The sequence below is a fragment of the Polaromonas sp. A23 genome (assembly GCF_002001015.1).
Lineage (GTDB): Bacteria > Pseudomonadota > Gammaproteobacteria > Burkholderiales > Burkholderiaceae_C > Polaromonas.
The window spans coordinates 1-24,287 of record NZ_MUNO01000035.1; the positions used below are offsets into that span (position 1 = coordinate 1).

Consider the following 24,287-nt stretch of genomic DNA (forward strand, 5'->3'; position numbering starts at 1 on the left):
GACCTGACGCGCTTCGCGCGTCAGGTCTCCCCGCATCCGCACCCGTATCTGTTCCCGATTCCGCTCCCACCCCATTTCCCCACCCTTCTGTATGCGCCGAGGAGCGGAGGCAAAAGCGGATCAGGGCTCGCGATTGTCTGAGCCGAAGGCGAGTTCGAGCGAGACCCCGCTTTTGCCGAGCACCGCAGGTTGCCCGTAGCGAAGCGGAGGGACGCAGACAGCAGGGTCGCCTTTTCTTTTGCTTACTTTTCTTTTGGCGAAGCAAAAGAAAAGTAAGTTGCCGCCGGGCAACCCCCAGCTTGCTGGCAAACCACAAACATAGGAGGCAAAGAAGGCTTCGGCAAGCTCAGGACAGGTCAAGCTCAGCCCGAACGGGCGGGTTGCATTCGCTATGAATTAAATAGCTGCTCGCACCCGAATCCATTGGACAAACACGAGATTTCTATCGAATCAGGATCAGCTCAACTATCGCAGTAACTCACTCGCCTGCCGCGCCAGCCCAGTCACCCGCCCCCAGTCCCCACTAGCCATCGCATCAGCCGGCACCAGCCAGGACCCCCCCACACAAACCACATTGGGCAGACTCAGAAACTCCGCCGCATTGGCAGCAGTGATACCGCCAGTGGGACAAAACTTCACGTCACCAAACGGCCCGCTCCAGGCCTTGAGCATGGCCAGCCCGCCGGCCTGCAGTGCCGGAAAAAACTTGAGCTCGGTAAACCCGTCTTCCTGCGCCGCCATGATCTCGCTGCCTGTCGCAACGCCGGGCAACAAGGGCAGGTGCGCATCGCGACATGCGGTGCCAACTGCATGGGTGTAGCCGGGGCTGACGATGAAGCGTGCACCGGCCATGGCGCAGGCCTGCACATCGGCCGCGCTGCGCGCCGTGCCGGCACCGATCACGGCCTCGGGCACCTCGCGGGCGATGGCTTCGATGCAGGCCAGCGCCTGCGGCGTGCGCAAGGTTACTTCCAGCATGCGGATGCCGCCGGCCACCAGCGCACGTGCCAGTGGCACCGCGTGCGCCACTTCGGTCAACACAATCACGGGGATAACCGCGGCATCCTGCATGATCTGCAGCGCCGTCAGCGACTGCTTGGTATTGATCTTCACATCCATGACGGCGCTCCTTCTTCAGCAGTCAATGCATGCCGGCGCATGCCAGCGAACAGCTCACGGCCCAGCCCCAGCCCATTGGCATCACGCAGGGCTTGCGGCATCACGTCGGGTTGCCGTGATGCCCATTCATCAGCGGCAATCTTGACCTCCAGTGTGCCTGCAAGAGCGTCGAGCAAAATCACATCACCGTCGCGTACCTTTGCGAGTGCGCCGCCTGCTGCCGCTTCCGGCGACACGTGAATCGCCGCAGGCACCTTGCCGGAAGCACCACTCATGCGTCCGTCGGTCACCAGCGCCACCTTGAAACCCTTGCCTTGCAACACCGCAAGCGGTGGCGTTAACTTGTGCAGCTCGGGCATGCCGTTGGCTTGCGGCCCCTGCCAGCGCACCACACACACGACATCGCAATCAAGCTCACCGGCCTGGAATGCGAGGTGCAAACCTTCCTGCGAATCAAACACCCGGACTGGCGCCTCGATGACGTGGCGGTCGTCAGGCACGGCGGACACCTTGATCACGCTCCGCCCCAGGTTGCCCTTGAGGAGCTTGAGGCCACCGCTGGGACTGAAGGGGCGGCTCGCTGGGCGAACCACGGCCTCGTCTTTGGTTTCACCCATCTCGTGCCAGGCCAGCTTGCCGTCCACCAGCGCCGGCTCGCGCGTGTATTCGCGGATGCCGCCTTCGCGCACGGTGAGCACGTCCTCGTGCATGAAGCCGCCGTCAAGCAACTCGCGAATCACAAAACCTGTGCCGCCTGCCGCCTGAAACTGGTTCACGTCAGCACTGCCGTTGGGATACACATGAGTCAGCAGGGGAACCACATCCGACAGCGCGGAAAAATCGTCCCAGTCGATCACGATGCCGGCCGAACGCGCCACCGCCACCCAGTGAATCAGGTGGTTGGTGGAGCCACCGGTCGCCAGCAGCGCCACCATGGCATTGACGATCGCGCGTTCATCAACCACCCGGCCTATGGGCGCAAAGCGCTTGGACGATTTGACAATCCCGAGCACCGTGCGCGCCGCCTCGCGGGTCAGTTCGTCGCGCAGATTTCCACCCGGGTTTACGAAAGCGGTACCGGGCACATGCAGCCCCATGGCTTCGAGCAGCATCTGGTTGCTGTTGGCCGTGCCGTAAAAGGTGCAGGTGCCCGGGCTGTGGTACGACTTGAGTTCGGCATCGAGCAGCTCGGCGCGCCCCACCAGGCCCTGTGCGGCTTGCTCGCGCACGCGGGCTTTCTCCTTGTTCGGCAAACCTGAAGGCATGGGGCCGGCCGGTACAAACACCGTGGGCAGGTGGCCGAAATGCAGCGCACCGATCAGCAGACCCGGCACGATCTTGTCGCACACGCCCAGCATCAGCGCAGCATCGAACATGTCATGGCTGAGGGAAACAGCCGTAGCCATCGCAATCACGTCGCGGCTGAACAAACTGAGCTCCATGCCCGGCGTGCCCTGCGTCACGCCGTCGCACATGGCGGGCACGCCGCCGGCCACCTGCGCCGTGGCGCCGTGCAAGCGCGCTTCCCACTTGATGAGGTCCGGGTAAGGCTGCAGCGGTGTGTGCGCAGACAGCATGTCGTTGTAGGCGGTGACGATGCCAATGTTGGGCGCGCGTTGGGTAACGACCTTGAAGCGGTCATCCAGCGGCATGCCGGCCACGGCATGCGCCACATTGGCGCAGCCCATGCGCTCAACGCCGGCGGCGCGGGTGGCCGCGCCGTCAAGGCGCTGGAGATAGGCACTGCGCGAGGTGCGGCTGCGTTCACGGATACGCGCGGTGACGTCGGCGATGGTGGAATGAAGCGTCATTGTTTTTTCTGGCCGCCAAAAAGAAGGCGGCAAATGATGGTTTAGTAACTTTATTACATCATCCATCGTACCGGGTTACCAACGGTTTGAAAAGGCAAGTGGTTACAGACCGGTTACCCCGGAGGGACAAAAAGCGCTGACGCAGTGCGGCTTACTGCAGGGTGATCTCCACCCGTCGGGCTTCGGCGTCATTGCCCGATCCGGCTGTCTGTTCGGGCTTTTGCAGCGTGATCTGGCCCTCTGCAACGCCGGCCTCTTTGAGCGCGTCACGCACGGCCATCGCACGCTTGCGGGCCAGTTCGATATTCACGGCGGCATTACCCTTAGGGTCGTGAAAGCCGGCGATCACTACCTTTTTTCCACCCTTGGCAGCCCGGACGACATCCACCAGGGCCTCACTTGCGCCCGGAGCCAGCTCCGCCTTGCCGGAGGCAAAGTAGAACTTGACCACGCCGTACTCCACAGTAATGCTGGCTGCATCGGACACCGCCTGCGCGGAGAGCGCCGGTGCCGGCTCCGGGGGGCTCGGTACAGCTACAGGCACCGCTACGGCGGCAGCCGGCGAGGCCGCACCTTCGGCTACGCCAACCTGCCCCACAGGAAAGGGCCTGGCCAACGCAACAGCAAGCACGAAGCCGACAACCAGGGCAACCAGGGAAAAAACAAGGCCCAACACAAGGCCTTGTTGTTCATCATCTGACGGGGAAGACATGTAAAGAAAGACTCCGTGAAAGCCGGCGGCCGTGCCTGTCAAGGCTAAGAGAATAACCAGCGTGTTCGCCAGTTTGCGCTGGTCATTGTAAAGTGTGGCCGTGGACGAAAACCCCCTTAACGACCTGCAACCTGTGCGGGACCCAGCCCCGATGCTGGAGCGTTTTTTACACCAGTGGGGTGGCCGCGATGACCTCTGGATTTTCGGCTACGCCTCGCTGATCTGGCGGCCTGATTTCGACTTTGCCGAGCAACGGCGCGCCAGGGTGCACGGCTGGCATCGCGCGCTGAAGATGTGGAGCCGCATCAACCGCGGTACGCCCGAATGTCCGGGGCTGGTCTTCGCATTGCTATCGGGTGGCAGTTGCCACGGTGTGGTGTACCGGGTGCCCCGGCATGAAGTGCCCGACGTGGTGGCCCGGCTCTGGCTGCGCGAAATGATCACTGGCGTTTACGATCCGCGCCTGCTGCGTTGCAATACCGACACCGGCGCGGTGCAGGCGCTGGCCTTCACCCTTTCGCGGCGAAGCCCCAACTTCACCGGTGAACTCAGTGAAGCGCGTTACCGGCAAATTTTTTCGGACTCCTGCGGCCGTTATGGCACGACGCGTGACTACGCTCACCAGACGCTGCTGAGCCTGCAGAAACACGGCATTTCGGATGCCACGCTTGCACGATTACTCGAATTGTCACAAACGAAAGTTGCCAGCGACGAGCCGCGCGCATAAAGTCAGAAGGTTTTCCTTTTTACATCCACCCCCGGAGACCCTGATGAAAAAAACCTTGTTCCTGATCGCCACCGCTGCTTTGCTGGGTGCGTGCGCCTCCATGAGCGGTAGCCCACGTGCCACGGCCAAGCTGCAGTCCACCACCGGCAACACCACCAGCGGCAGCGTCAGTTTTGTCCAGAGCGGCAGCAAGGTTCTGGTCAGTGGAGAGGTGCGCGGCCTCAAACCTGGCGCCGAACACGGTTTTCATGTCCATGAAAAAGGGGATTGCTCGAGCGGCGACGGTATGAGCACAGGCGGGCACTTCAATCCGGCAGGCGGCCCGCACGGCAACCACGGCATGGGCATGCACCACGCGGGCGACCTGCCCAGCCTGAAAGCCGACGCCAATGGCGTGGCCAAAATCAGTTTTGAATCAAGCACCATTGCCGTCGGCAGCGGCGTTACCAACATCGTCGGCAAAGGCCTGATTGTTCACCGCGACCCGGACGACTACAAAACCCAGCCGACCGGCAACGCCGGGCCGCGCCTCGCCTGCGCGGTCATAAGTTAGCCCCCACGGTCGCTCACTTCGTGTAGCTCCCTGCCCCCCGAGGGGGCCGCTGCGCCTGCGGACTGGCGAAGCCAGATCCGCGGCCCCTGCTTGAATGAAAACTCCGCTTGGTCAACGAGCGGCTAGCAACGCTTCGGCCCGCGCCAGGTCGTCCACGGTGTCGATATCGGTCACTGTGCCGACATCGTCCAGCGCCAGAAACGCTACTGAATTGATAGCTTCTCGCGCCCGCACAACAAGGGCTGCACCCTGATTTCCCTTCAAACCCAGCAAGTCTTCTCGGCAGGAAGCCGCAAAGCCGACCGGGTGGCCGCGCGTGCCTTGGTACAGCGGAATCGCTACAGCGTGCTGCGCCAGCGCCTGGGCCACGGCGCGCAGGGTGTCGCTGCGCACCAGCGGCAGATCGCCAGGCAGCACCAGCCAACCCGCAGCGTCAGGCGTGGCGCGCACGGCCGCTGCAATCGAGTCACCCATGCCGGGATGGCCAGCTTGCTCCAGGTGCCAGGGCAAGCCGCTGGCCGCCACGGCGGCCAGCGTGTGTTGCAGCACCGGCTTGTCGGCCAGCAAGGCCTGCAGCTTGTGCGTGCTGCCGCCGGATGCGGTGAAACGTTCACCGCGGCCCGACGCCAGCACCAGCACCGTGGGCAAGTCGGCTTTGGGCCGGGCTGCGTCCATCAGGCCAGCTTGAAGGGCAGCTCGCGCGGAGCCTGCCCCGTCAGCCGCGCCACGGCATTGGCAAAGGCCGGCGCCAGCGGCGGCAGGCCGGGCTCGCCCATGCCGGTGGGCGCGTCGGCGCTGGGCACCACAAACACGGCGACCGTCGGCATGTCGGTGATGCGCGGCACGGCGAAGTCACCGAAGTTGCTTTGCTCGACCACGCCGTCTTTCAGCGTGATGGCCGCACCCGGCAGGCACATCGACAGGCCCATCAATGCCGCGCCCTGGATTTGCGCCTCGATGCTGGTCGGGTTGATCGCCAGGTTGCAGTGCACGCCGGCCGTGACCGCATGCAACACCGGCGTCTTGTCCTTGACCGAGGCTTCGACCACGTAGGCCACCACGGTGTTGAAGGACTCGTGCACCGCCACACCCCAGGCCCGGCCTGCCGCCAGCGTGCGTTTGCCGTAGCCGGATTTGTCCACCGCGAGCTGCAGCGCCGTGCTGTGGCGCGGGTGTTTGCTGCCGAACTGCTTCATCCGGTAAGCCACCGGGTCCTGGCCGCTGCCGCGTGCAATCTCGTCGATCAGTGTTTCCATCACGTAGGCCGTGTGGGTGGAGCCGACACTGCGCCACCAGAGCACCGGCACATTGACCTTCGGGTGATGCACCGACAGCCGCATTGGAATGTCGTAAGGCTCTTTCATGCCCTCGACCATGGTGGTGTCCACCCCGTCCTTGACCATGAAGGCTTCAAAGGGTGAGCCGCCCACGATGGACTGGCCGACGATCACATGGTCCCAGGCGAGGATGTTGCCCTGCGCATCCAGGCCGATCTCGGCACGGTGTACATGCATGGGCCGGTAGTAGCCGCCCTTGATGTCATCCTCGCGGCTCCACAAGGTGCGCACCGCGGCGTTCAGGCCGGCAGCGCGCGCGGCTTTGGCAACGGCGCAGGCCTCCACCACATAGTCGCTGCTCGGAATGGCGCGGCGGCCGAAACCACCACCCGCCATTTGCACATTCATCTTCACGTTCTGCGGCGGCACGCCCAGCACCTTGGACGCTGCCATGGTGTCCAGCCCGGGCATCTGCGTGCCCAGCCAGAGCTCGGCGCGCGTGTCGGCGCCCTGCCCGCTGAACTGCACCGTGCAATTGAGCGGCTCCATGGGCGCATGGGCCAGGTAAGGAAAGACAAACTCGGCGCTGATTTTTTTCGGCGCCGCCGCCAGCTTGCCGACATCGGCGTTGTACTTGATGGCACCCGTGGTTTGCGCCAGCGCGCGGTAGCTGGTCAGCTGTTTGGCGCTGTCCACCTTCTCGACAGCACTGGTGTCCCACTCGACCTTGAGGGCATCACGGCCCTGCTTAGCCGCCCAGTAGCCCTCGGCCAGCACCGCCACGCCTTCGCCGCCGCGGTCCAGCGGCACACGCAACACGGCCTTGACGCCAGGAATGGCACGGGCCGCCGCATCGTCAAGCGACCGGACCTTGCCCGCAAAAACCGGCGGGTGCGCCACCACCGCTGTCAGCATGCCGGGCAGGCGCACGTCAATACCGTAGCTCTGGTTGCCGGTGGATTTGGCACGCGCATCGAGCCGGCCCGTGGGCTTGCCGATGATGCGGAACTGCTTCGGGTCCTTGAGCGTGACCTGCTCCGGCACTGGCTGCTTCATCGCGGCTTCGGCCAGCTCGCCGTAAGTCAAGCGTTTGCCGCCGGGGCCGATCACCACACCCTGCTGGGTGCGCAGGCTGCCTGCATCCACGCCCCACTGCGCAGCGGCCGCAGACACCAGCATGGCGCGCGTGCGGGCACCGAGTTCGCGGTACTGCGTGTACGAATTCTTGATCGCGCCGGAGCCGCCGGTGAGGTGCATGCCGAAGGCCGGGTCAACATAGGCCGGGTCTGCATTGCCGTGCTGACTCTTCACCAGGCGCCAGTCGGCGTCAAGTTCCTCGGCCAGGATCATGGGCAGGCCGGTCTGTACGCCCTGGCCGAAATCGAGGCGGTTGATGGTGACGGTGACCGTGCCGTCCTTGTCGATGCGGACAAAGGCGGAAGGCTGCTGGGTTGGCTTCAGGCCGGATGCGGCCGCCGCAGGCGCTGCGCCCTGGGCTTGTGCCAGCAGCGGAAAAGCGCCGAGCGCAAAACCACCGGCCGTGGCGACCTTGAGAAAGCTGCGCCGCTGCAGGCCGGCAGTTGCTCCGTTTTCAGGAGCATCCTGCCCTTGAAGATAAAGGGCTTGCAGACCTTTTGGCAACTGGTCGAAGATATTGGAAGAAGTGGTGTTGTACATGGTGTTCTCCTTCAAGCCAGTGTCACGGCGGCGTCTTTGATGGCAGCGCGGATGCGCACGTAAGTGCCGCAGCGGCAGATGTTGCCGGCCATGGCCGCGTCGATGTCTGCGTCGGTCGGTTTGGGCTTGGTCTTGAGCAGCGCCGTCGCGCTCATCACCTGCCCGCTCTGGCAGTAACCGCACTGCGCCACGTCATGCTTGACCCAGGCGGCCTGCACGGCCTTGCCGACGCGGTCAGTTGCCACCGCTTCGATGGTGGTGATCTTCTGGCCGACAGCTGCCGACACCGGCGTCACGCAGGAGCGGATGGGCGCGCCGTTGAGATGCACGGTGCAGGCGCCGCACAGGGCCGCACCGCAGCCGAACTTGGTGCCTGTCATGCCCAGCGTGTCACGCAGGGCCCAGAGGATGGGGGTGGATTCGGCGGCGTCGACAGCGACGTTTTTGCCGTTGATGTTCAGGGTGGGCATCGTGGATCTCCTTGTAGGAATGAGCGGTAGCGGAACAAAAAAAGAACGAACGAAAGAACGGAAGGTGACGAATTCTTATTCGCTTAAATTAGGTGAGTGTTAGCTTGAATCCATAACGGTCAGGCCTTGATGGCGTCCCAACACAGCGAAAAGGCAGCCAGCTGCACGGCCTCGTCGTCTGGCAGCACCCCGGTGCGGATCAGGTTGGCGGTTTCGCGTACCGAACCCACCACGCTGGCCGTCAGCAGGGGCAGCGGCACCGGTTTGAAAATCTCCTGCTGCTGGCCCTCTTCCATGAGCGCCAGAAAGCCGGCGGCAAGCCGGGTAGAAAGTTCGCGGTTGCCCTGAGTGAACCAGGGTGAGTTGTAGTACTGCTCCTGGAACACCACTTCGGCGTAACGCTCCAGCCGGTGCCGCAGCAGATTGCCCCAGATGCGGCGCACCCGGCTACGCAATGGAGCGCCAACTTGCACCCCTTCCATCAGGCGCTGCATGGTCGCGGTTTTGGCATCCTGATAAAGCTGGCTGATGAGTTCGTCCTTGGAGGGGTAATAGACGTACAGCGTGCTGGTGGCGATGCCGGCCGTCTTCGCGATGTCAGCCATGGTCAGGCCGCTCAGGCCGGTTTGGGCCACCAGATTGAAAGTGGCCTCGGCAATCGCACGCTGCTTTTCGTCGTCTTTGGGTTTCATCGAAATTCGAATATAGCCGAATAATAATTCGCTTTCAAGTCCGCGGCCTTTCCTGACCTTAGGGCCACACCAGACCGTGCACAATCGCAAAGATGAGCTCCCCCAACTCCATCGCCAGCCTGCGCAAAAGCTACGAACGCGCTGAACTCAACGAAGAAGCCTCGCACGCCGACCCGCTCCAGCAATTCGACCAGTGGCTCAAGGAAGCCATCACGTCTGAGGTGCCCGAACCCAATGCCATGACCCTGGCCACCGTGGCGGCCAATGGGCGCCCTTCGACCCGCATTGTGCTGATCAAGGGATATGACGAGCGCGGCATTGTCTGGTACACCAATTACGACAGCCGCAAGGGCGAGGAGCTGGCCGCCAACCCCTTTGCCGCCCTGCAGTTTCACTGGGTGGAACTGGAACGTGTGGTGCGTATTGAAGGTGTGGTGGAAAAAGTTTCAGCGCAGGAAAGCGACGACTATTTCAAAAGCCGGCCGCTCGATTCACGCATAGGCGCCTGGGCCAGCCCGCAAAGCCAGGTCATTCCCAACCGCGGCGTGCTGGTGGCCAATGCCGCCAAATATGGCGCGAAGTTTCTGCTGCAGCCGCCGCGCCCGCCGCACTGGGGCGGCTATCGCCTCAAACCGGACAACTGGCAGTTCTGGCAAGGCCGCCAAAGCCGGCTGCATGACAGGCTGCGCTACACGCTGCAGGGCGAGGCCGGCTGGCTGCGCGAGCGTCTGGCGCCCTGAACACAGGTCAAGGCGCGCCGGTTTCCAGCTGCTCGATGGCCTGATCGGCCACCGCATCAAGCTGCGCCTGCGGCACCAGCCCCGGCGCAATTTCCGCCAGCGGCACCAACACAAAAGCCCGCTGCGCCATGCGCGGGTGTGGGACTGTCAGCTCGTGTGATTCGATGCGGGCACTGCCGTAGAGCAACAGGTCAAGGTCCAACGTGCGCGGGGCATCGCGGTAAGGCCGCTCGCGACCAGCTGCCTGCTCGAGTTGTTGCAACTGTTGCAACAGGACGGGCGCGGTCAAACCCGTCTCCAGCGCCACCACGGCATTGACGTAATCGGGGCCTGTTAGCTGGGCGGCACTTTCGCCGCCGGTGGTGATGGGTTCGGTTTTGTAGAGGCTGGAGCGCCGGGTGACGTGTGTCAGCGGCAGGCGGTCCAGGGCCTGCATTGCCTGGAGGATGGCCGATGCGGCATCACCGAGGTTGGCGCCCAGCGCCACGTAGGCGGTGACCCGCTCCGAGCGATCACTGTGTTCGCCCGCTCGCATGCGTCAACTCAGAAGTCGCCGGTAGCGTCGGAAGGCGGGCTGGCAGGAAGCGCACCCCCTTCGCGGTTGGCCGGCTTGCGGCGGCGACGGCGCTTTTTGGCGGGCGCCGGTCCGCCGAACTCGCCGGACTCTGCAGACGGTGCCGGTGCGTGGCCGGTGTCGCCGCTGCGCGGGGTATCTGCATCGGCCCGCTTGACGCGGGTGCGTGGCTGCTGCGGTTTTTGCGATTGCTCCAGCCTGGCCTGCTCGATCATCTCGTGGCGCTCGTCGTCATAGGCTGTGCTGAATTTTTCCCACCACTCGGACAGCTCGGTTTCGATTTCGCCGGTTTGCGCACGCAGGCGCAAAAAGTCAAAACCGGCGCGAAAGCGCGGTTGGTCCAGCAATGAATAAGGCGAGCTGCCGGTGCGCTTTTCAAAGCGCGGCTGCATGGTCCAGATCTCGCGCATATCGGTGCCCAGCTTGCCACGGCCCGACACATCGCCGATCTTGGCGTTGAAGGCATCGTCGATGGCGTCTTGCAACGCCGGCATGGTGTGCTCGCCGCGCTTGAGGCGCCGGGCCCAGCCTTCGCGCACATCGGCCCAAAGCACGCACGAGAGCAAAAAGCTCGGGGCGACTGGTTTGCCTTCGCCAACGCGGCGGTCGGTGTCCAGCAGGGCCAGCTGCAGGAAAGGCTCTTCCGAGGTGTCCACCACCACGTCAAGCAAAGGATAGATGCCGGTGTTCAGGCCGAGGAATTTGAGCTGTTCGATGCTGGCCAGCGAATGGCCGGTCTGCAGCAGCTTGAGCATTTCGTCGAACAGGCGCGACTGCGGCACATCGGCCAGCAAGCCCTTCATGGACTTCAGCGGGGCCATGGTCTTGTCTTCGAACTTGAATCCCAGCGCGCTGAGCTTGGCGGCAAAACGCACGGCACGGATGATGCGCACCGGGTCTTCGCGGTAACGCGTGGCCGGATCGCCAATCATGCGGATGATTTTTTTCTTGGCGTCACGGATGCCGTGGTGGTAGTCGACCACGATCTGCGTTTCCGGGTCGTAATACATGGCGTTGATGGTGAAGTCGCGCCGCGCGGCGTCTTCTTCCATCGGGCCCCAGACGTTGTCGCGCAGCACGCGGCCCGACGCATCCACCGCGTGTTTCATGCCGGCCAGCTCGCTTTTGCTGGTGCGCTCGTTGCCGCCAACCTGCTCGGCCAGGCTGCTGTCGAGGTGAGCACGGAAGGTCGACACTTCGATAACTTCATGTTCACGGCCGCGGCCGTAGATCACGTGGACGATGCGAAAACGCCGGCCGATGATGAAGGCGCGGCGAAACAGGCTCTTGACCTGTTCGGGCGTGGCGTCGGTGGCCACGTCAAAGTCTTTCGGGCGCAGGCCGACCAGCAGGTCACGCACTGCACCGCCAACGATGTAGGCTTCGTAACCCGCCTGTTTGAGGGTGTGCACCACGTCCATCGCGCGGTCATCGACCAGCTTGGGATTGATCGCATGGTCCTGGGGGCCGACTTCGCGGCGTTCGCCGAAAACTGATTTTTTGGAACGCTTGGCACCGCTGGCGGGGCTGGCAGACTTGCCGAACAGCTTGTCGATAAATTTTTTGATCATTGAATCAGGAGATTTTGCCGGGCTGGCCGCGCTTGCAGGGCAAGGGGCACGGCCTCCGGCAGTTAGAACAGCTCAAGTATGCGCCATCCGCGCTCCGTGGCGACCGCCCGCAGGCGGTCGTCGGGGTTGGTGGCCACCGGGTGCGTGACTTTTTCCAGCAAAGGCAGGTCGTTCATGGAATCGCTGTAAAAAGTGCTTTCCACCGCCTCCCAATCGAGTCCGCGGCCTTTCAGCCACTGCTCGACCCGCGCGACCTTGCCCTCACGGAACGAAGGCGTGCCGCGGATCTCACCGGTGGGCCAGCCGTCGGCGTCGCGCTCAAGCTCAACCGCAATCAATTCGGCTATTCCGAAGCTGTCGGCGATGGGCCGTGTCACGAATTCGTTGGTGGCTGTGACGATCACCGTGTCGTCGCCTGCCGCCTGGTGCCGGCGAACCAGCGTCAAGGCCGGATCCTTGATGCCTTTTTGCACGATTTCCCTCATGAAACGGGCGTGAGCAGCTATCGAATTCGTAGCACCTTGTTCCCGGATGGCCTGTGTGGCAAAGCGTACATAGTCATGGATGTCGAGGGTTCCTGCCTGGTAATGGGCAAAAAATTCAGCATTGCGGCGCTTGAACTCCTCACCATCGCACCAGCCCAGCGCAATCGTGAACTCGCCCCACTCGTAGTCGGAATCGATGGGGATCAGGGTGTGGTCGAGGTCAAAAAAGGCAATGCGGCGCCTGGCTGCGGCCGGGGTAGAGGTCACAGGGTCTCCAACATCGATTTGATCAACGGGATGGTGATCGCGCGCTGGGTTTGCAGCGCATAGGCATCCAGTTGATCCAGCAGTTGCATCAGGTTGCCGAGGTCCCGGGAAAATCGGCTCAGGATGAAATCCATGGCGTCATCGCTGAGGAACACGCCCCGCGCATCCGCCTCCTGGCGCAAAACGGCACGGCGTTCGGGCTCGGTCAGAGCCTGCAGCGCAAACACGTGGCCCCAGCCCAGGCGGGTGCGCAGGTCTTCGCGCAGGGGCAGGTCGGCGGGCGGCGCGCCGCCGGCAGCCAGAACCCAGCGGGGATGCCCGTCGGAAGCGTTGAGCGCATTGACGAACCAGTTGAAAGCTGCCTGCTGCTGCACGGCGGTGTACAGGTGGCAATCGTCCATGATCACCGCCGCCCACTTTTCGCTGAAATCGGGCGGCTCCAGCACCGAAGCATCCAGCCAGCCCACCGAAGCACCCTGCTCCCGCAGCACTTCGTTAACCGCCTTGAGCAAATGAGTCTTGCCGCTGCCAGGTTCGCCCCACAAGTAAGTGGGCACTGGCGAGCGCAGACTGTTGCCGGCCCACAATTCCAGGTGTTTGAGCGCAGCTTCGTTGGGTCCCGCAAAAAAATTGGTAAACGACGGAAGCGACGCCAACCCGATGTCCAAGGCAATCTGCTTCATTTCTGCACCCCCGATGCGAGGCTCGAACGTGGTGGCATCCCCTTCAAGCAGGGGCCGCGGAACCCGCTCAGCCGGGCCACAGGCGCAGCGGCCCCTCCTCTTGGTGCAAGGGGCGGCGCACCGCCGAAGGCTCGCGAAGTGACAAGCGTGGGGGCCATATCAATTTTGGTACAGCTTGCTCAGCATATAGCTGGCACGCAGGCGGCGAATGGCCACGAGCAGCACCGCACTGGCGGGCAAGGCAATCAGCACACCGAGGAAGCCGAACACTTGCCCAAAAGCCAGCAGGGCAAAAATAACGGCCAAGGGGTGCAGGCCGATGCGTTCACCGACCAGTCGGGGGGTCAGGTACAAACTCTCGACCAGTTGGCCTACGCCATATACCCCGGCCACTACGAACACGCCATACAGACTGCCAAACTGGAGGATTCCCGCCAGAAACGCCAGCAGCATGCCCAGACCGAAGCCGAGGTAGGGAATGAAGAAGGCCAGCCCGGTGAATACGCCCACCGGAAGGGCCAGATCAAACCCGAACAGGGCCAGCGCGACACTGAAATACACCGCCAGCACGCCCATGACGAGCAGCTGTCCGCGCAAATACTGCCCCAGCACCATGTCGGCCTCGTCCATGAAACTGTCAAACGCGCCCCGCAGTTTTGGCGGCACCAGATCGACCACGATTTTTACAAAACGGTCCCAGTCGTTGAGCAGGAAAAACAACGCCACCGGTATCAGCACCATATTGCCCACAATGGCCAAAGCCACACTGCCGCCCAGCTTCAGCGATGACAGGACGGAACCGGCTGTATCTTCAAAATTGGCGCTGAGGTACTTGACGACAAAAGCCTTGATGCTTTCAACATCCAGCGCCAGCGTGATGCCGAATTGCGCGAGCCATGGCCCCAGTGCATTGTTGATGCGGGCGGCCAGCAGCGGCAACTGCTCGCGCAGCAGCGGCAGTTCCTTGGCGAAAATCGGCACGATCAGCAACATGACCGACAGCAGGATCAGCAGGAACAAGGCCTCCACGATCAGAACCGCCAACACGCGGGGCATCCGGCCGCGGCCCAGGGCATCAAGCCGGTTCACCACCGGATTGAGAACATAGGCGAGTACCGACGCCACCACAAAGGGCGTGAGCACAGGCCCAAGCAACCACAGCGCCAGCACTGCCAGCGCGGCTATCAGGCACCACGCAAAGGTACGTTTTTGGGTAGAAGTAAATTGCATGCAGCCCTGACAGGGGTGAACCCTTAGAATCTTGGATTGGATTCTATCGGGCTTGCACATTACATATTAGTTAGTACTGTGCAGTCCAACGCCTCAGCCTCCCTTACCCAAGCAGCATGACTACCTCCTCCCCCTCCCCCCTGAGCTACAAAGACGCCGGTGTCGACATTGACGCGGGCGACGCCCTGGTTGAACGCATCAAACCCCTGGCAAAAAAAACCATGCGGGAAGGCGTGCTGGCCGGTATCGGCGGCTTTGGCGCACTGTTCGAGGTGCCCAAGCGCTACAAGGAGCCGGTTTTGGTCAGCGGCACCGACGGCGTGGGCACCAAGCTCAAGCTGGCGTTTGAGTGGCAGATGCACGACACCGTCGGCATCGACCTGGTCGCCATGAGCGTCAACGACGTGCTGGTACAGGGCGCCGAGCCGCTGTTCTTCCTGGATTACTTTGCCTGCGGCAAGCTCGATGTAGACACCGCCGCGGCGGTGGTTGGCGGTATCGCCAAAGGCTGTGAGCTCAGCGGCTGCGCGCTGATTGGCGGCGAAACTGCCGAAATGCCGGGCATGTACCCGGCTGGCGAGTACGACCTGGCCGGTTTCGCCGTCGGTGCGGTGGAAAAGTCAAAAATCCTCACCGGCAAAGACGTCAAGCCCGGTGACGTGGTGCTGGGCCTCGCCAGCAGCGGCGTGCACTCCAATGGCTTCAGCCTGGTGCGCAAATGCATAGATCGCGCAGGAGCCGCAACGCCCGCCACCTTGGACGGCAAACCGTTCAAGGAAGCACTGATGGAACCCACTCGCCTTTACGTCAAAAACGTGCTGGCCGCGCTGGCCGCCCATCCCATCAAGGCGCTGGCCCACATCACTGGCGGCGGCCTGCTGGAAAATATTCCCCGCGTGCTGCCTGAAGGCACTGCCGCCCATCTCAAAAAGGGCAGCTGGCCGCAGACCGAGCTGTTTGCCTGGCTTCAGAAAACCGCGGCCATCTCCGATTTCGAGATGAACCGCACCTTCAACAACGGCATCGGCATGGTGGTGGTGGTGGACGCCGCCCATGCCCAGGCCACGGCCAAAACCTTGCGCGAGGCCGGCGAGCAGGTTTATGAAATCGGCGTGATTGCGCCTCAGGGCGACGGCGCCGCGGTCACCGTCAGCTAGGGCGCAAGGCACCGGACGGGCGCCACAGACCGCACGGATCACGCCGCCATGCCCGGCATACCTCCTGCCCCGTCGCAACGGCTTCCGGCCGCTATCTGGGCACTGGGTTTTGTCAGCCTGCTGATGGACATCTCCTCCGAGATGATCCACAGCCTGTTGCCCGTCTTCATGGTGACGGTGCTGGGCACCAGCATGTGGGCCGTCGGCCTGATTGAAGGTTTTGCCGAGGCCACGGCCCTGATCGTCAAGGTCTTCTCGGGCGTGCTCAGCGACTACTGGGGCCGGCGCAAACCGCTGGCAGTGCTGGGTTACGGCCTGGGCGCCGCCTCCAAACCCCTGTTTGCGCTGGCCACCACCACCGGCATGGTGCTGGCCGCCCGCCTGATCGACCGTACAGGAAAAGGCATACGCGGCGCGCCGCGTGATGCGCTGGTGGCTGATCTGGCCCCACCCGGCATGCGCGGAGCGGCCTTCGGGCTGCGCCAGTCGCTCGACACCGTAGGCGCCTTTGTCGGGCCGCTGCTCGCCATGGGCCTGATGCTGCTCTGGGCCAACGACTTCCGGGCGATTTTCTGGGTCGCCATGGTTCCGGGTTTCATGGCGGTGGCGTTGCTGCTGTTCGGCGTTCAGGAAGCAGCGCCGGCGCTGGACAAGGCCGCGGCGCCACGCCGCAACCCGATCAGCCGGAACGAGTTGCGGCGGCTGGGAGCGCCCTACTGGCGCGTGGTCGTGATTGGCGCCGTCTTCACCCTTGCGCGTTTCAGCGAAGCCTTTCTCGTGCTGCGCGCATTGCAGGGTGGCCTGCCCATTGCGTGGACGCCGCTGGTGCTGATCGGGATGAACATCGTTTATGCCCTGGGCGCCTACCCCTTCGGCAAACTGTCGGACCGGATGAGCCACACCACGCTGCTGGTCGCAGGACTGCTGGTGCTGATCGCCGCCGATGTGGTGCTGGCCTCAGGCAACCACTGGACCTTTGTTTGGGCCGGCATTGCCCTGTGGGGCCTGCACATGGCGATGACCCAGGGCCTGCTGGCCACCATGGTGGCCGACGCCGCTCCGGCCGACCTGCGCGGTACCGCCTTTGGTTTTTTCAACCTCATGAGCGGCCTGGCCATGCTGCTGGCCAGCACGGTGGCCGGGGTGTTGTGGGACCAGCTGGGCGCCCCGGCGACCTTTGTCGCGGGCGCGATCTTCAGCCTGGCGGCGCTGGCGCTGCTGGGGTACTGGCGCGGGGCACGGGTCCGCGATGAAGCCGTAGCCTCCCCTGAATAGGGCGTTCTTGCTACAAAAAAACTAGCTACCCGCGCGTGTACCCATTGGGCGTACTGGACTTTTTATTCAACTTGTATCAAACTGTTCCATTCATCCCCCATGGAGCTCTCATGCCGGTCATCGCAGTCGTCAACCGCAAAGGAGGCAGCGGCAAAAGCACCCTGGCCGCCCACATCGCGGCCTGGTGCGCGCGCAATGGCAGCTCGGTCATGCTGGGTGACGTGGATCGCCAACAATCGGCACGCGCCTGGCTGAAGCGGCGCGAAGCCTCGCTGCCCGCCATCGCCCCTTGGGCGGTGGACCAGAAAAACATGCTGCGTGTTCCCACCGGCATTACCCACGTGGTGCTCGACACGCCGGGCGGCATGCACGGTTTTGAGCTGGCGCGTGTGGTGATGTTTGCCGATGCCATCGTGATGCCGGTGTGCAATTCAATATTTGACCGCGAATCAGCCGAAGCCTGCCACGCTGAACTGATGACCATGCCACGCGTGGCCAGCGGGCGATGCCGGCTGGCCATTGTGGGTATGCGCATTGATGCGCGCACCAATGCCGCCCACACCCTGGATGCCTGGGCCGAAAAGCTTGGCGTGCCTTTTCTGGGTCCGCTGCGCGAAACCCAGCTGTATGTCAAAAGCCTGGAGCGCGGCCTGACGATTTTTGACTTGCAGGCCCAGCAAGCCGCAGCGGATCTGGCGCAGTGGGCGCCCATCCTTCAATGGCTCAAACCCCAGCTTTACCCGCCGCAGGCCGCCAATGACGGAACCAACGTCCTGCGTCCGCCGGCCCGCAGCCTGGCACCGCAAAAAGCAGCCTCACCGGTGAACATGCCCGCGGAAGTGGTTTCCAGACGGCTGGGGGCCTTGCCGAACAGCCTCATGCCAGCCCAGGAATCCATGGTTCAGGGCGGACGCCTGTCCGCGCTAAGCGCCGGCCGAGCCGACCCAACCGCCACGCGCGCAAAGGCCACACCCACCCTGGCCCGGCCAACACGCACAGCCGACGGGCCGCAAATTCCCCAGTTTCTCAAGCGCAACGCTTGAATAGAGCCCCCACGTTCGCTCACTTCGTGTAGCTCTCTGCCCCCGAGGGGGCGCTGCGCCTGCGGACTGGCAGAGCCAGATCCGCGGCCCCTACTTGAAAAAGATCCTCTGCGATTGCGTGATGCGTCGGCCTGCTGGCCATCCGGCTCAGCTTTTCTGTCGCTTCAGGCGGGCCAGACGGTCGGCAATGGCGTCCAGGTCCAGGGCGTCTTCCGCATGGTCGAGGTAGATCTCAAGATCCGGTACCGCTCGCCCGGTCTCACCTTGCTCGGCCAACGCCAGCCCACGGTCGCGGTACTCCGACCATTCTTCCGGGTGCAGGATGATCAGTCGGTCCTGCACGGCAATCAACCGCAGCCAGTCCTGCTGGGTTTTGTGGATTTCCTTGAGGTTGCGCAGCATGCGGGCAATGATGTCGCGCGAGGGTACCGATTGCAGATACAGCCCAATCGGTACCTCGAATTCATCCACCAGGCCACCGCGCTGGCGAAAGGGCTCCAGTCGCTCGGCCAGCTCCTCCCGGCTCAATGACTGTCCAGTGAAAGGGTCGATCACCACCTGGCCCTTGGGCAAGTTGACCTTGACCATGAAATGGCCCGGAAACGCCACGCCACGGGCGCTCAGGCCCATGCCGCCGGCCAGTTCAAGCCAGAGCACCGCCAGCGTGATCGGGATGCCTCGGCGGGTTTTCAGCACCGCGTTCAGGTAGCTGTTGTCAGGGTCGTAATAGTCATTGATGTTGCCGCCGAAGTTCAGGTCGCGAAAAAAGAACTGGTTGAGCGCCCGCAAGCGCTGCAGGGCCGAGGCGTCGGTCGGCAAGCGGCGTTTCAGGCGCGCCAGCAGCTGGTCTACATCGCCCAGCACCTGCTCGACGTCAAGATCGGGGTACTCGTCCTGGGCCACGCTGACCGCCGCCTCCAACAGCGGGAAATGATCGTCGCTCTGCACCAGGCTGGCAAAGTACTGCAGGGGCGACGGAACGTCGAGATTGAGGGGCATGACGCTACTTTCTCACAAACTGCCGGCCGAAGCGAGTGCCGGGTCGTGAAAACCGTCAGCGGCGTATCAGCTTTGCGACTTTCAGGCCGGAAGCCCAAAGCGCTCCGAAATAAATAGCAGCTGATGCAAGCAACACAAGGGCCAGCAGCCCAATTCGCTTAAATGATTCTGCCTGCAGCCCGGTCCAGCTGACGGCCTGGGCGGCCCATAACAGAAACACGGCCAGCAACGCGCTTGCCGCCAGCACCTGCAGCGCAAACATGCCCCAGCCCGGCGCCGGCTGGTAACTGCCGCGCTTGCGCAGGCCAATCAGCAGCCACAAGGCATTGATGAGCGCGCCTATGCCGATGGCCAGCGCCAGTCCGGCGTGCTTCAGGGACGGCACCAGCGCCAGGTTGAGCAACTGTGTGATCACCAGCACCACCAAGGCAATGCGCACCGGGGTCTTGATGTCCTGGCTGGCGTAAAAACCGGGCGCCAGCACCTTGATGGCCACCAGCCCCACCAACCCGGCGCCGTAACCCATGAGCGCCGTGGTGGTCTGGTACACGTCCCGGTCGGTGAACGCGCCATAGTGGTACAGCGTGGCAACCAGCGGCTGGGCAAAAGTCAGCAAGGCCACGGCGCTGGGCACGGCCAGCAGCACCACAATGCGCAGGCCCCAGTCCAGCATGGCCGAATAGGCGTCGGAGTCGCCCGCCGCCCGGGCCGCGGCCAGCTGCGGCATCAGCACCACCCCGATGGCCACGCCCAGCATGGCGGTGGGAAACTCCATCAGCCGGTCCGCGTAAGTCAGCCAGCTCACGCTGCCCGGCGTGAGGTGCGACGCAATCTGGGTGTTGATGATGGTGGAAATATGCGCCACGCTGACGCCCAGCAGGGCCGGCAGCATCAGCTTGCCGATATTGCGGGTTCCGGGGTCGGCCCAGGCGGTGCGGATGGCGGTCCAGCCCAAACCCATGCGCGGCAGCATTCCGATTCTGAGCAGCGCCGGCACCTGCACCGCGAGCTGCAATGCACCGCCAATCATCACGCCGGCGCCCATGGCATAAATCGGCTCAATCCCCCTGGCCTGGAACCACGGAGCGCCCAGCCAGGCCGCGCCAATCATGGAAAGATTCAGAAGCACCGGCGTGGCCGCAGGTACGGCAAAGCGCTTCCAGGTGTTCAAAATGCCGGCCGACAGCGCCACCAGCGACATGAAGCCGATGTAGGGGAACATCCAGCGGGTCATGAAAACGGCTGCCTCAAAGCCGCGCGGCTCCTGCTTGAGGCCGCTGGCCATCACCCAGACCAGCACCGGCGCAGCAGCCACCCCGATCACGCAGGTCAACAGCAGCGCCCAGGCCAGCAAGGTGGCGACCCGGTTGACCAGGATCTGTGTGGCCGCCTCGCCGTTTTGTGCCTTGCTGGCGGCCAGCACCGGCACAAAAGCCTGGCTGAAGGCGCCCTCGGCAAACAGGCGCCGGAAGAGATTGGGGATGCGGAAAGCGACGTTGAACGCGTCCGTCATGGCGCTTGCACCGAAGGTGGCAGCCATCAACAGCTCCCGCGCCAGACCGGTGATCCTGGAAACCAGCGTGAACAGGGAAACGGTGGACGCGGATTTGAAAAGTGACACGGTGGGAGTTTAAGGCCCCCACGCTTGTCGCTTCGCGTACTGCGCTGCCCCCCCCGAGGGGGCGCTGCGCCTGCGGGCAGGCAAAGCCAGACCCGCGGCCCCTGCTTGAAAAATACCGGCGCGTCAAAAGGTCCACGGGCTCCCAGTCCAGTCCGAGACGCGGAACCGGCTTCGCCGGGCCGCAGGCGGGGCGGCCCCCTCGGGGGGCAGGGAGTTACACGAAGTGAACGACCGTGGGGGCTCAAGCGATGGCTGCTATAATCGTGGGCTTTGCTAGCATCATCCGCAGACCCTTCCTCTTTTAAAGGAACACTTATATGGCTACCGCCAAACCCAAGAAAAAGAACCCCCGTCTGGCCTCCGGCCGCAAACGCGTCCGCCAGGACACCAAACTCAATGCCGCCAACACTTCGCTGCGCTCGAAATACCGCACCGCTGTGAAAAACGTCGAAAAAGCTGTCGCCGCCGGCGACAAGACCAAAGCCACCGAACTCTTCGCCAAGGCGCAGAGCATTGTGGACACGATTGCCGACAAGGGCATCTTCCACAAGAACAAGGCAGCTCGCGACAAGAGCCGCCTGTCCACCAAGGTCAAGGCACTCGCCCTGGCCACTCCCGCCGCGTAAAACCCACCGCCTGAGCAATCAGGCAACCCGCCCGGACTGGTAACAGTCCGCCGTTCTGCAGGGTGCGCTGCCAGCAAAGCAAAAAAGCCGTCTTTTGACGGCTTTTTTGTTTCCCGCTTCAGCAGATCCAATCCGTCAGCGCTTGGGCGAATCCGGAATTAAACAAGCCTCCGCGATCTGCAGATCATTGTCTTTGGCAAAGTTGATCGCAAAGTCCCAAGCCATCGGCTCGGCGTCACGCAAGTCGCTGTTGACCACCACACACTTGACGCCATTGATCACCGTCGGTACGCACCATGGGGAGTAGGTCAAATGGCTTCCAGGCTGCGGTCCGCCGGGGCGGAACTGGCTCATCACACCGCACAGCCGGTCGGCCCAGTCGCTGGGACGAAAGGTTTTGCCGTCGCGGGTAATGCCTTGAATGAAGACTTCTTTGGCGGAGTTGGAGACCATCGGGTGGAAGGTTTTTTGCGTGCCCGGAGCAAGGATGGAGCCCCAATGCTGCACCGCACAAGTATTCTATCTTATATAAGACTCAAACCCAAACGAAGCGCCAGAACTGCCGTGCATGGCTGTGATGCAACATCGTCACGAAAGGCCTGAAGGTCTGGGCCTAAAATCAACTCAGACCCGCCGGCCATGCGTCGCGGCCTCTTGTTTTTTGACCTCGTTTCCGGAGTTTTCCCAATGACCGCTGCCCTTCCCAAACACATCGAAGCCGTCTCCCCCCACGTGATGAACACCTACGGCCGCCTGCCGATAGCCTTGTCACATGGCCAGGGCTGCCGCGTCTGGGATGTCAACGGCAAGGAATACCTGGACGGGCTCGGCGGCATTGCGGTCAACACCCTGGGCCACAACCATCCGAAACTGGTGCCCGCCCTGCAGGACCAGATTGCCAAGATCATCCACAGCTCCAACTACTACCATGTGCCCAACCAGGAAGTGCTGGCCGCCAAGCTGGTGGAGCTGTCGGGCCTGGAAAACGTGTTTTTCTGCTCCACCGGCCTGGAAGCCAACGAAGCCGCCCTGAAGCTGGCGCGCAAGTTTGGCCACGACAAGGGCATTGAACGGCCTGAGATCGTGGTTTATGAAAAAGCCTTCCACGGCCGCAGCATCGCCACCCTGAGCGCCACCGGCAACCCCAAAGTGCAGGCCGGTTTCGGCCCATTGGTTGAAGGGTTCATCCGGGTGCCGCTCAACGACGTGCCAGCACTGGAAGCCGCCACGGCCAACAACCCGAACGTTGTGGCTGTGTTTTTTGAAGCCATCCAGGGCGAAGGCGGCATCAACCCGATGAACGCCGACTACCTGCGGCAGGTGCGAGCCCTCTGCGACCAGAACGACTGGTTGCTCATGATCGACGAAGTGCAGTGCGGCATGGGCCGCACCGGCAAGTGGTTTGCCCATCAGTGGGCCGGTATCAAGCCGGACGTGATGCCGCTGGCCAAGGGCCTGGGTTCGGGCGTGCCGATTGGCGCGGTCGTGGCCGGCCCGAAAGCTGCCCACATCTTTGGTCCCGGCAACCACGGCACCACCTTCGGCGGCAACCCGCTGGCCATGCGCGCCGGGGTGGAAACCATCAAGATCATGGAAGAAGAAGGCCTGCTGGCCAATGCAGCCAAGGTCGGCGCACATCTGAAGTCCGCCCTCAGCCGCGAGCTGGCCGCCGAGCTGAAATCAGGCGCCGTCAAGGAAATCCGTGGTCTGGGCCTGATGCTGGGCATCGACCTGGCCAAGCCCTGCAGTGAGCTGCTCAAGCGCGCCGCCGACAAAGGGTTGCTGCTCAGTGTGACGGCCGACAGCGTGATCCGCTTGGTGCCGCCCCTGATCATCACGGAAGCCGAGGCCGATGAAATCGTGGCCATTTTGTGCCCGTTGATCAAACAGTTGCTGGCGGAAAAGCCATGACTGCACCAGTAAAACCGGCCATCCGTCATTACCTGCAGTTCAGCGACTTCAATGCCGCCGAGTACGCCTATGTTTTTGAACGCGCCGCCCTGATCAAGAAGAAGTTCAAGGCCTACGAAAAACACCAACCGCTGGTAGACCGCACGCTGGCCATGATTTTTGAAAAGGCCTCAACCCGCACGCGTGTGAGTTTCGAAGCCGGCATGTACCAGCTCGGCGGCAGCGTGGTGCACCTGACCACAGGCGACAGCCAGCTGGGCCGCGCCGAGCCGATTCAGGACAGCGCCAAGGTGATCAGCCGCATGGTTGACCTGGTGATGATCCGCACCTATGAGCAGACCAAAATCGAGCAGTTTGCCGAGCATTCACGCGTGCCGGTGATCAACGGGCTGACGAATGAATTTCACCCCTGCCAGATCCTGGCCGACATCTTCACCTACATCGAACACCGCGGCAGCATCAAGGGCAAGACAGTCGCATGGGTCGGTGACGGCAACAACATGGCCAACACCTGGCTGCAAGCCAGCGAAATCCTGGGCTTCAAGGTTCACCTGAGCACACCCAGCGGTTACGAAGTCGACCAGTCGGTGGCCGGTATCCGCTCGGCCGACAGCTACAAGGTGTTCAAGGACCCGATGCAGGCCTGCGCCGGCGCCGACCTGGTGACCACCGACGTATGGACGAGCATGGGCTATGAAGCCGAGAACGAAGCACGCAAAAAAGCTTTTGCCGACTGGTGCGTTGACGCCGACATGATGAAGGCAGCCAAACCTGATGCGCTGTTTATGCACTGCCTGCCGGCACACCGTGGCGAAGAGGTTGAGGCCGAAGTGATTGACGGCCCGCAGTCGGTGGTGTGGGACGAAGCGGAAAACCGCTTGCATGCGCAGAAAGCCCTGATGGAGTTTCTGCTGCTCGGCAAAATCGCCTGACGCTCGCCTGCTGATTCTGCATCACGCTCCGTCCGCGGTTCGTTCAGGACAGTAGGCGCAACTCCCCACTCCCACCCCTAACCCCTCCCTCGCCCCGCTGGGCGATGGAGGGGGACTTCATTTGGCCGCGTGTGC

Annotated in this window: 24 protein-coding genes; 9 read left to right on the forward strand and 15 right to left on the reverse strand. The window is 63.0% G+C overall.

What is annotated here, in order from left to right; all coding sequences use genetic code 11:
* Positions 1-465: 465 nt before the first annotated feature.
* From eda to B0B52_RS16845, 3 genes are all read right to left on the reverse strand, one after another.
* Entirely contained in the window at positions 466-1,119 is a 654-nt protein-coding gene (gene eda / locus B0B52_RS16835) for a bifunctional 4-hydroxy-2-oxoglutarate aldolase/2-dehydro-3-deoxy-phosphogluconate aldolase (RefSeq protein ID WP_174575505.1), read from the reverse strand.
* Complete coding sequence (edd, locus tag B0B52_RS16840; RefSeq protein ID WP_077594827.1) at positions 1,110-2,930, reverse strand: phosphogluconate dehydratase; 1,821 nt, start codon at positions 2,928-2,930, stop codon at positions 1,110-1,112. The genes eda and edd overlap by 10 nt, the downstream gene beginning before the upstream one ends.
* Before the next feature lie 151 nt (positions 2,931-3,081).
* Positions 3,082-3,642, reverse strand: coding sequence for an OmpA family protein (locus B0B52_RS16845; protein ID WP_077594850.1), 561 nt, complete (start codon positions 3,640-3,642; stop codon positions 3,082-3,084).
* Positions 3,643-3,742: 100 nt separating this feature from the next.
* Here B0B52_RS16845 and B0B52_RS16850 point away from each other — a divergent pair, with 100 nt between their 5' ends.
* Together B0B52_RS16850 and B0B52_RS16855 are read left to right on the forward strand one after the other, a co-directional pair.
* Complete coding sequence (locus tag B0B52_RS16850) at positions 3,743-4,369, forward strand: gamma-glutamylcyclotransferase (protein ID WP_371327407.1); 627 nt, start codon at positions 3,743-3,745, stop codon at positions 4,367-4,369.
* Between the two features lie 43 nt (positions 4,370-4,412).
* On the forward strand, positions 4,413-4,922 hold the full coding sequence (locus B0B52_RS16855) for a superoxide dismutase family protein (protein ID WP_077594829.1): 510 nt from the start codon (positions 4,413-4,415) through the stop codon (positions 4,920-4,922).
* A 111-nt stretch (positions 4,923-5,033) separates the two neighbouring features.
* Here B0B52_RS16855 and B0B52_RS16860 read toward each other — a convergent pair whose 3' ends face one another.
* The 4 genes from B0B52_RS16860 to B0B52_RS16875 all read right to left on the reverse strand — a co-directional run bounded on the left by B0B52_RS16860 (position 5,034) and on the right by B0B52_RS16875 (position 9,038).
* Positions 5,034-5,597, reverse strand: a complete 564-nt coding sequence (locus B0B52_RS16860) for an NTP transferase domain-containing protein (RefSeq protein ID WP_077594830.1) — start codon at positions 5,595-5,597, stop codon at positions 5,034-5,036.
* Complete coding sequence (locus B0B52_RS16865; RefSeq protein WP_077594831.1) at positions 5,597-7,876, reverse strand: xanthine dehydrogenase family protein molybdopterin-binding subunit; 2,280 nt, start codon at positions 7,874-7,876, stop codon at positions 5,597-5,599. The genes B0B52_RS16860 and B0B52_RS16865 overlap by 1 nt, the downstream gene beginning before the upstream one ends.
* An 11-nt stretch (positions 7,877-7,887) precedes the next feature.
* On the reverse strand, positions 7,888-8,346 hold the full coding sequence (locus B0B52_RS16870; protein WP_077594832.1) for a (2Fe-2S)-binding protein: 459 nt from the start codon (positions 8,344-8,346) through the stop codon (positions 7,888-7,890).
* A gap of 119 nt (positions 8,347-8,465) precedes the next feature.
* Positions 8,466-9,038 carry a TetR/AcrR family transcriptional regulator gene (locus B0B52_RS16875; RefSeq protein ID WP_077594833.1) on the reverse strand — a complete coding sequence of 191 codons (573 nt, stop codon included), beginning with the start codon at positions 9,036-9,038 and terminating at the stop codon, positions 8,466-8,468.
* Between the two features lie 92 nt (positions 9,039-9,130).
* Between B0B52_RS16875 and pdxH the strand changes: the two genes are divergently transcribed.
* Positions 9,131-9,778: a pyridoxamine 5'-phosphate oxidase gene (pdxH, locus tag B0B52_RS16880; RefSeq protein WP_077594834.1), complete on the forward strand. Its 648-nt coding sequence runs from the start codon at positions 9,131-9,133 to the stop codon at positions 9,776-9,778.
* A 7-nt stretch (positions 9,779-9,785) separates the two neighbouring features.
* Here pdxH and folK read toward each other — a convergent pair whose 3' ends face one another.
* From folK to B0B52_RS16905, 5 genes are all read right to left on the reverse strand, one after another.
* Positions 9,786-10,313, reverse strand: a complete 528-nt coding sequence (gene folK / locus B0B52_RS16885; protein WP_077594835.1) for a 2-amino-4-hydroxy-6-hydroxymethyldihydropteridine diphosphokinase — start codon at positions 10,311-10,313, stop codon at positions 9,786-9,788.
* Positions 10,314-10,321: 8 nt separating this feature from the next.
* Complete coding sequence (gene pcnB, locus B0B52_RS16890; RefSeq protein WP_077594836.1) at positions 10,322-11,923, reverse strand: polynucleotide adenylyltransferase PcnB; 1,602 nt, start codon at positions 11,921-11,923, stop codon at positions 10,322-10,324.
* A gap of 62 nt (positions 11,924-11,985) precedes the next feature.
* Positions 11,986-12,675, reverse strand: coding sequence for an HAD family phosphatase (locus B0B52_RS16895; RefSeq protein WP_077594837.1), 690 nt, complete (start codon positions 12,673-12,675; stop codon positions 11,986-11,988).
* On the reverse strand, positions 12,672-13,358 hold the full coding sequence (hda, locus tag B0B52_RS16900; RefSeq protein WP_077594838.1) for a DnaA regulatory inactivator Hda: 687 nt from the start codon (positions 13,356-13,358) through the stop codon (positions 12,672-12,674). Before hda ends, B0B52_RS16895 begins: the two co-directional genes overlap by 4 nt.
* A 159-nt stretch (positions 13,359-13,517) precedes the next feature.
* The gene (locus B0B52_RS16905; RefSeq protein WP_077594839.1) at positions 13,518-14,588 is read right to left on the reverse strand and encodes an AI-2E family transporter; all 1,071 of its coding nucleotides are present in this window, start codon (positions 14,586-14,588) and stop codon (positions 13,518-13,520) included.
* Positions 14,589-14,704: 116 nt separating this feature from the next.
* Between B0B52_RS16905 and purM the strand changes: the two genes are divergently transcribed.
* The 3 genes from purM to B0B52_RS16920 all read left to right on the forward strand — a co-directional run bounded on the left by purM (position 14,705) and on the right by B0B52_RS16920 (position 18,063).
* Positions 14,705-15,745 (forward strand): phosphoribosylformylglycinamidine cyclo-ligase, encoded by a 1,041-nt coding sequence (gene purM / locus B0B52_RS16910; protein WP_077594840.1) that lies wholly within the window; start codon positions 14,705-14,707, stop codon positions 15,743-15,745.
* Between the two features lie 48 nt (positions 15,746-15,793).
* The gene (locus tag B0B52_RS16915) at positions 15,794-17,020 is read left to right on the forward strand and encodes an MFS transporter (RefSeq protein WP_077594841.1); all 1,227 of its coding nucleotides are present in this window, start codon (positions 15,794-15,796) and stop codon (positions 17,018-17,020) included.
* 110 nt (positions 17,021-17,130) lie between these two features.
* Positions 17,131-18,063, forward strand: coding sequence for a ParA family protein (locus B0B52_RS16920; protein ID WP_077594842.1), 933 nt, complete (start codon positions 17,131-17,133; stop codon positions 18,061-18,063).
* 147 nt (positions 18,064-18,210) lie between these two features.
* Here the strand turns inward: B0B52_RS16920 and B0B52_RS16925 are convergent, their stop codons facing one another.
* Together B0B52_RS16925 and murJ are read right to left on the reverse strand one after the other, a co-directional pair.
* Positions 18,211-19,062 (reverse strand): SirB1 family protein, encoded by an 852-nt coding sequence (locus B0B52_RS16925; RefSeq protein ID WP_077594843.1) that lies wholly within the window; start codon positions 19,060-19,062, stop codon positions 18,211-18,213.
* A 55-nt stretch (positions 19,063-19,117) separates the two neighbouring features.
* Complete coding sequence (murJ, locus tag B0B52_RS16930) at positions 19,118-20,683, reverse strand: murein biosynthesis integral membrane protein MurJ (protein ID WP_077594844.1); 1,566 nt, start codon at positions 20,681-20,683, stop codon at positions 19,118-19,120.
* A 317-nt stretch (positions 20,684-21,000) separates the two neighbouring features.
* On the opposite strand from murJ, the gene rpsT reads away from it, so the two are divergent.
* On the forward strand, positions 21,001-21,309 hold the full coding sequence (gene rpsT, locus B0B52_RS16935; RefSeq protein WP_077594845.1) for a 30S ribosomal protein S20: 309 nt from the start codon (positions 21,001-21,003) through the stop codon (positions 21,307-21,309).
* Between the two features lie 135 nt (positions 21,310-21,444).
* On the opposite strand, the gene B0B52_RS16940 is transcribed toward rpsT, so the two are convergent.
* Positions 21,445-21,762 (reverse strand): DUF3579 domain-containing protein, encoded by a 318-nt coding sequence (locus tag B0B52_RS16940; RefSeq protein ID WP_077594846.1) that lies wholly within the window; start codon positions 21,760-21,762, stop codon positions 21,445-21,447.
* A gap of 234 nt (positions 21,763-21,996) precedes the next feature.
* Between B0B52_RS16940 and B0B52_RS16945 the strand changes: the two genes are divergently transcribed.
* Together B0B52_RS16945 and argF are read left to right on the forward strand one after the other, a co-directional pair.
* A complete protein-coding gene (locus tag B0B52_RS16945) occupies positions 21,997-23,220 on the forward strand; it encodes an aspartate aminotransferase family protein (RefSeq protein ID WP_077594847.1) in 1,224 nt (407 codons plus the stop codon).
* The gene (argF, locus tag B0B52_RS16950; protein ID WP_077594848.1) at positions 23,217-24,152 is read left to right on the forward strand and encodes an ornithine carbamoyltransferase; all 936 of its coding nucleotides are present in this window, start codon (positions 23,217-23,219) and stop codon (positions 24,150-24,152) included. Before B0B52_RS16945 ends, argF begins: the two co-directional genes overlap by 4 nt.
* Positions 24,153-24,287 lie beyond the last annotated feature (135 nt).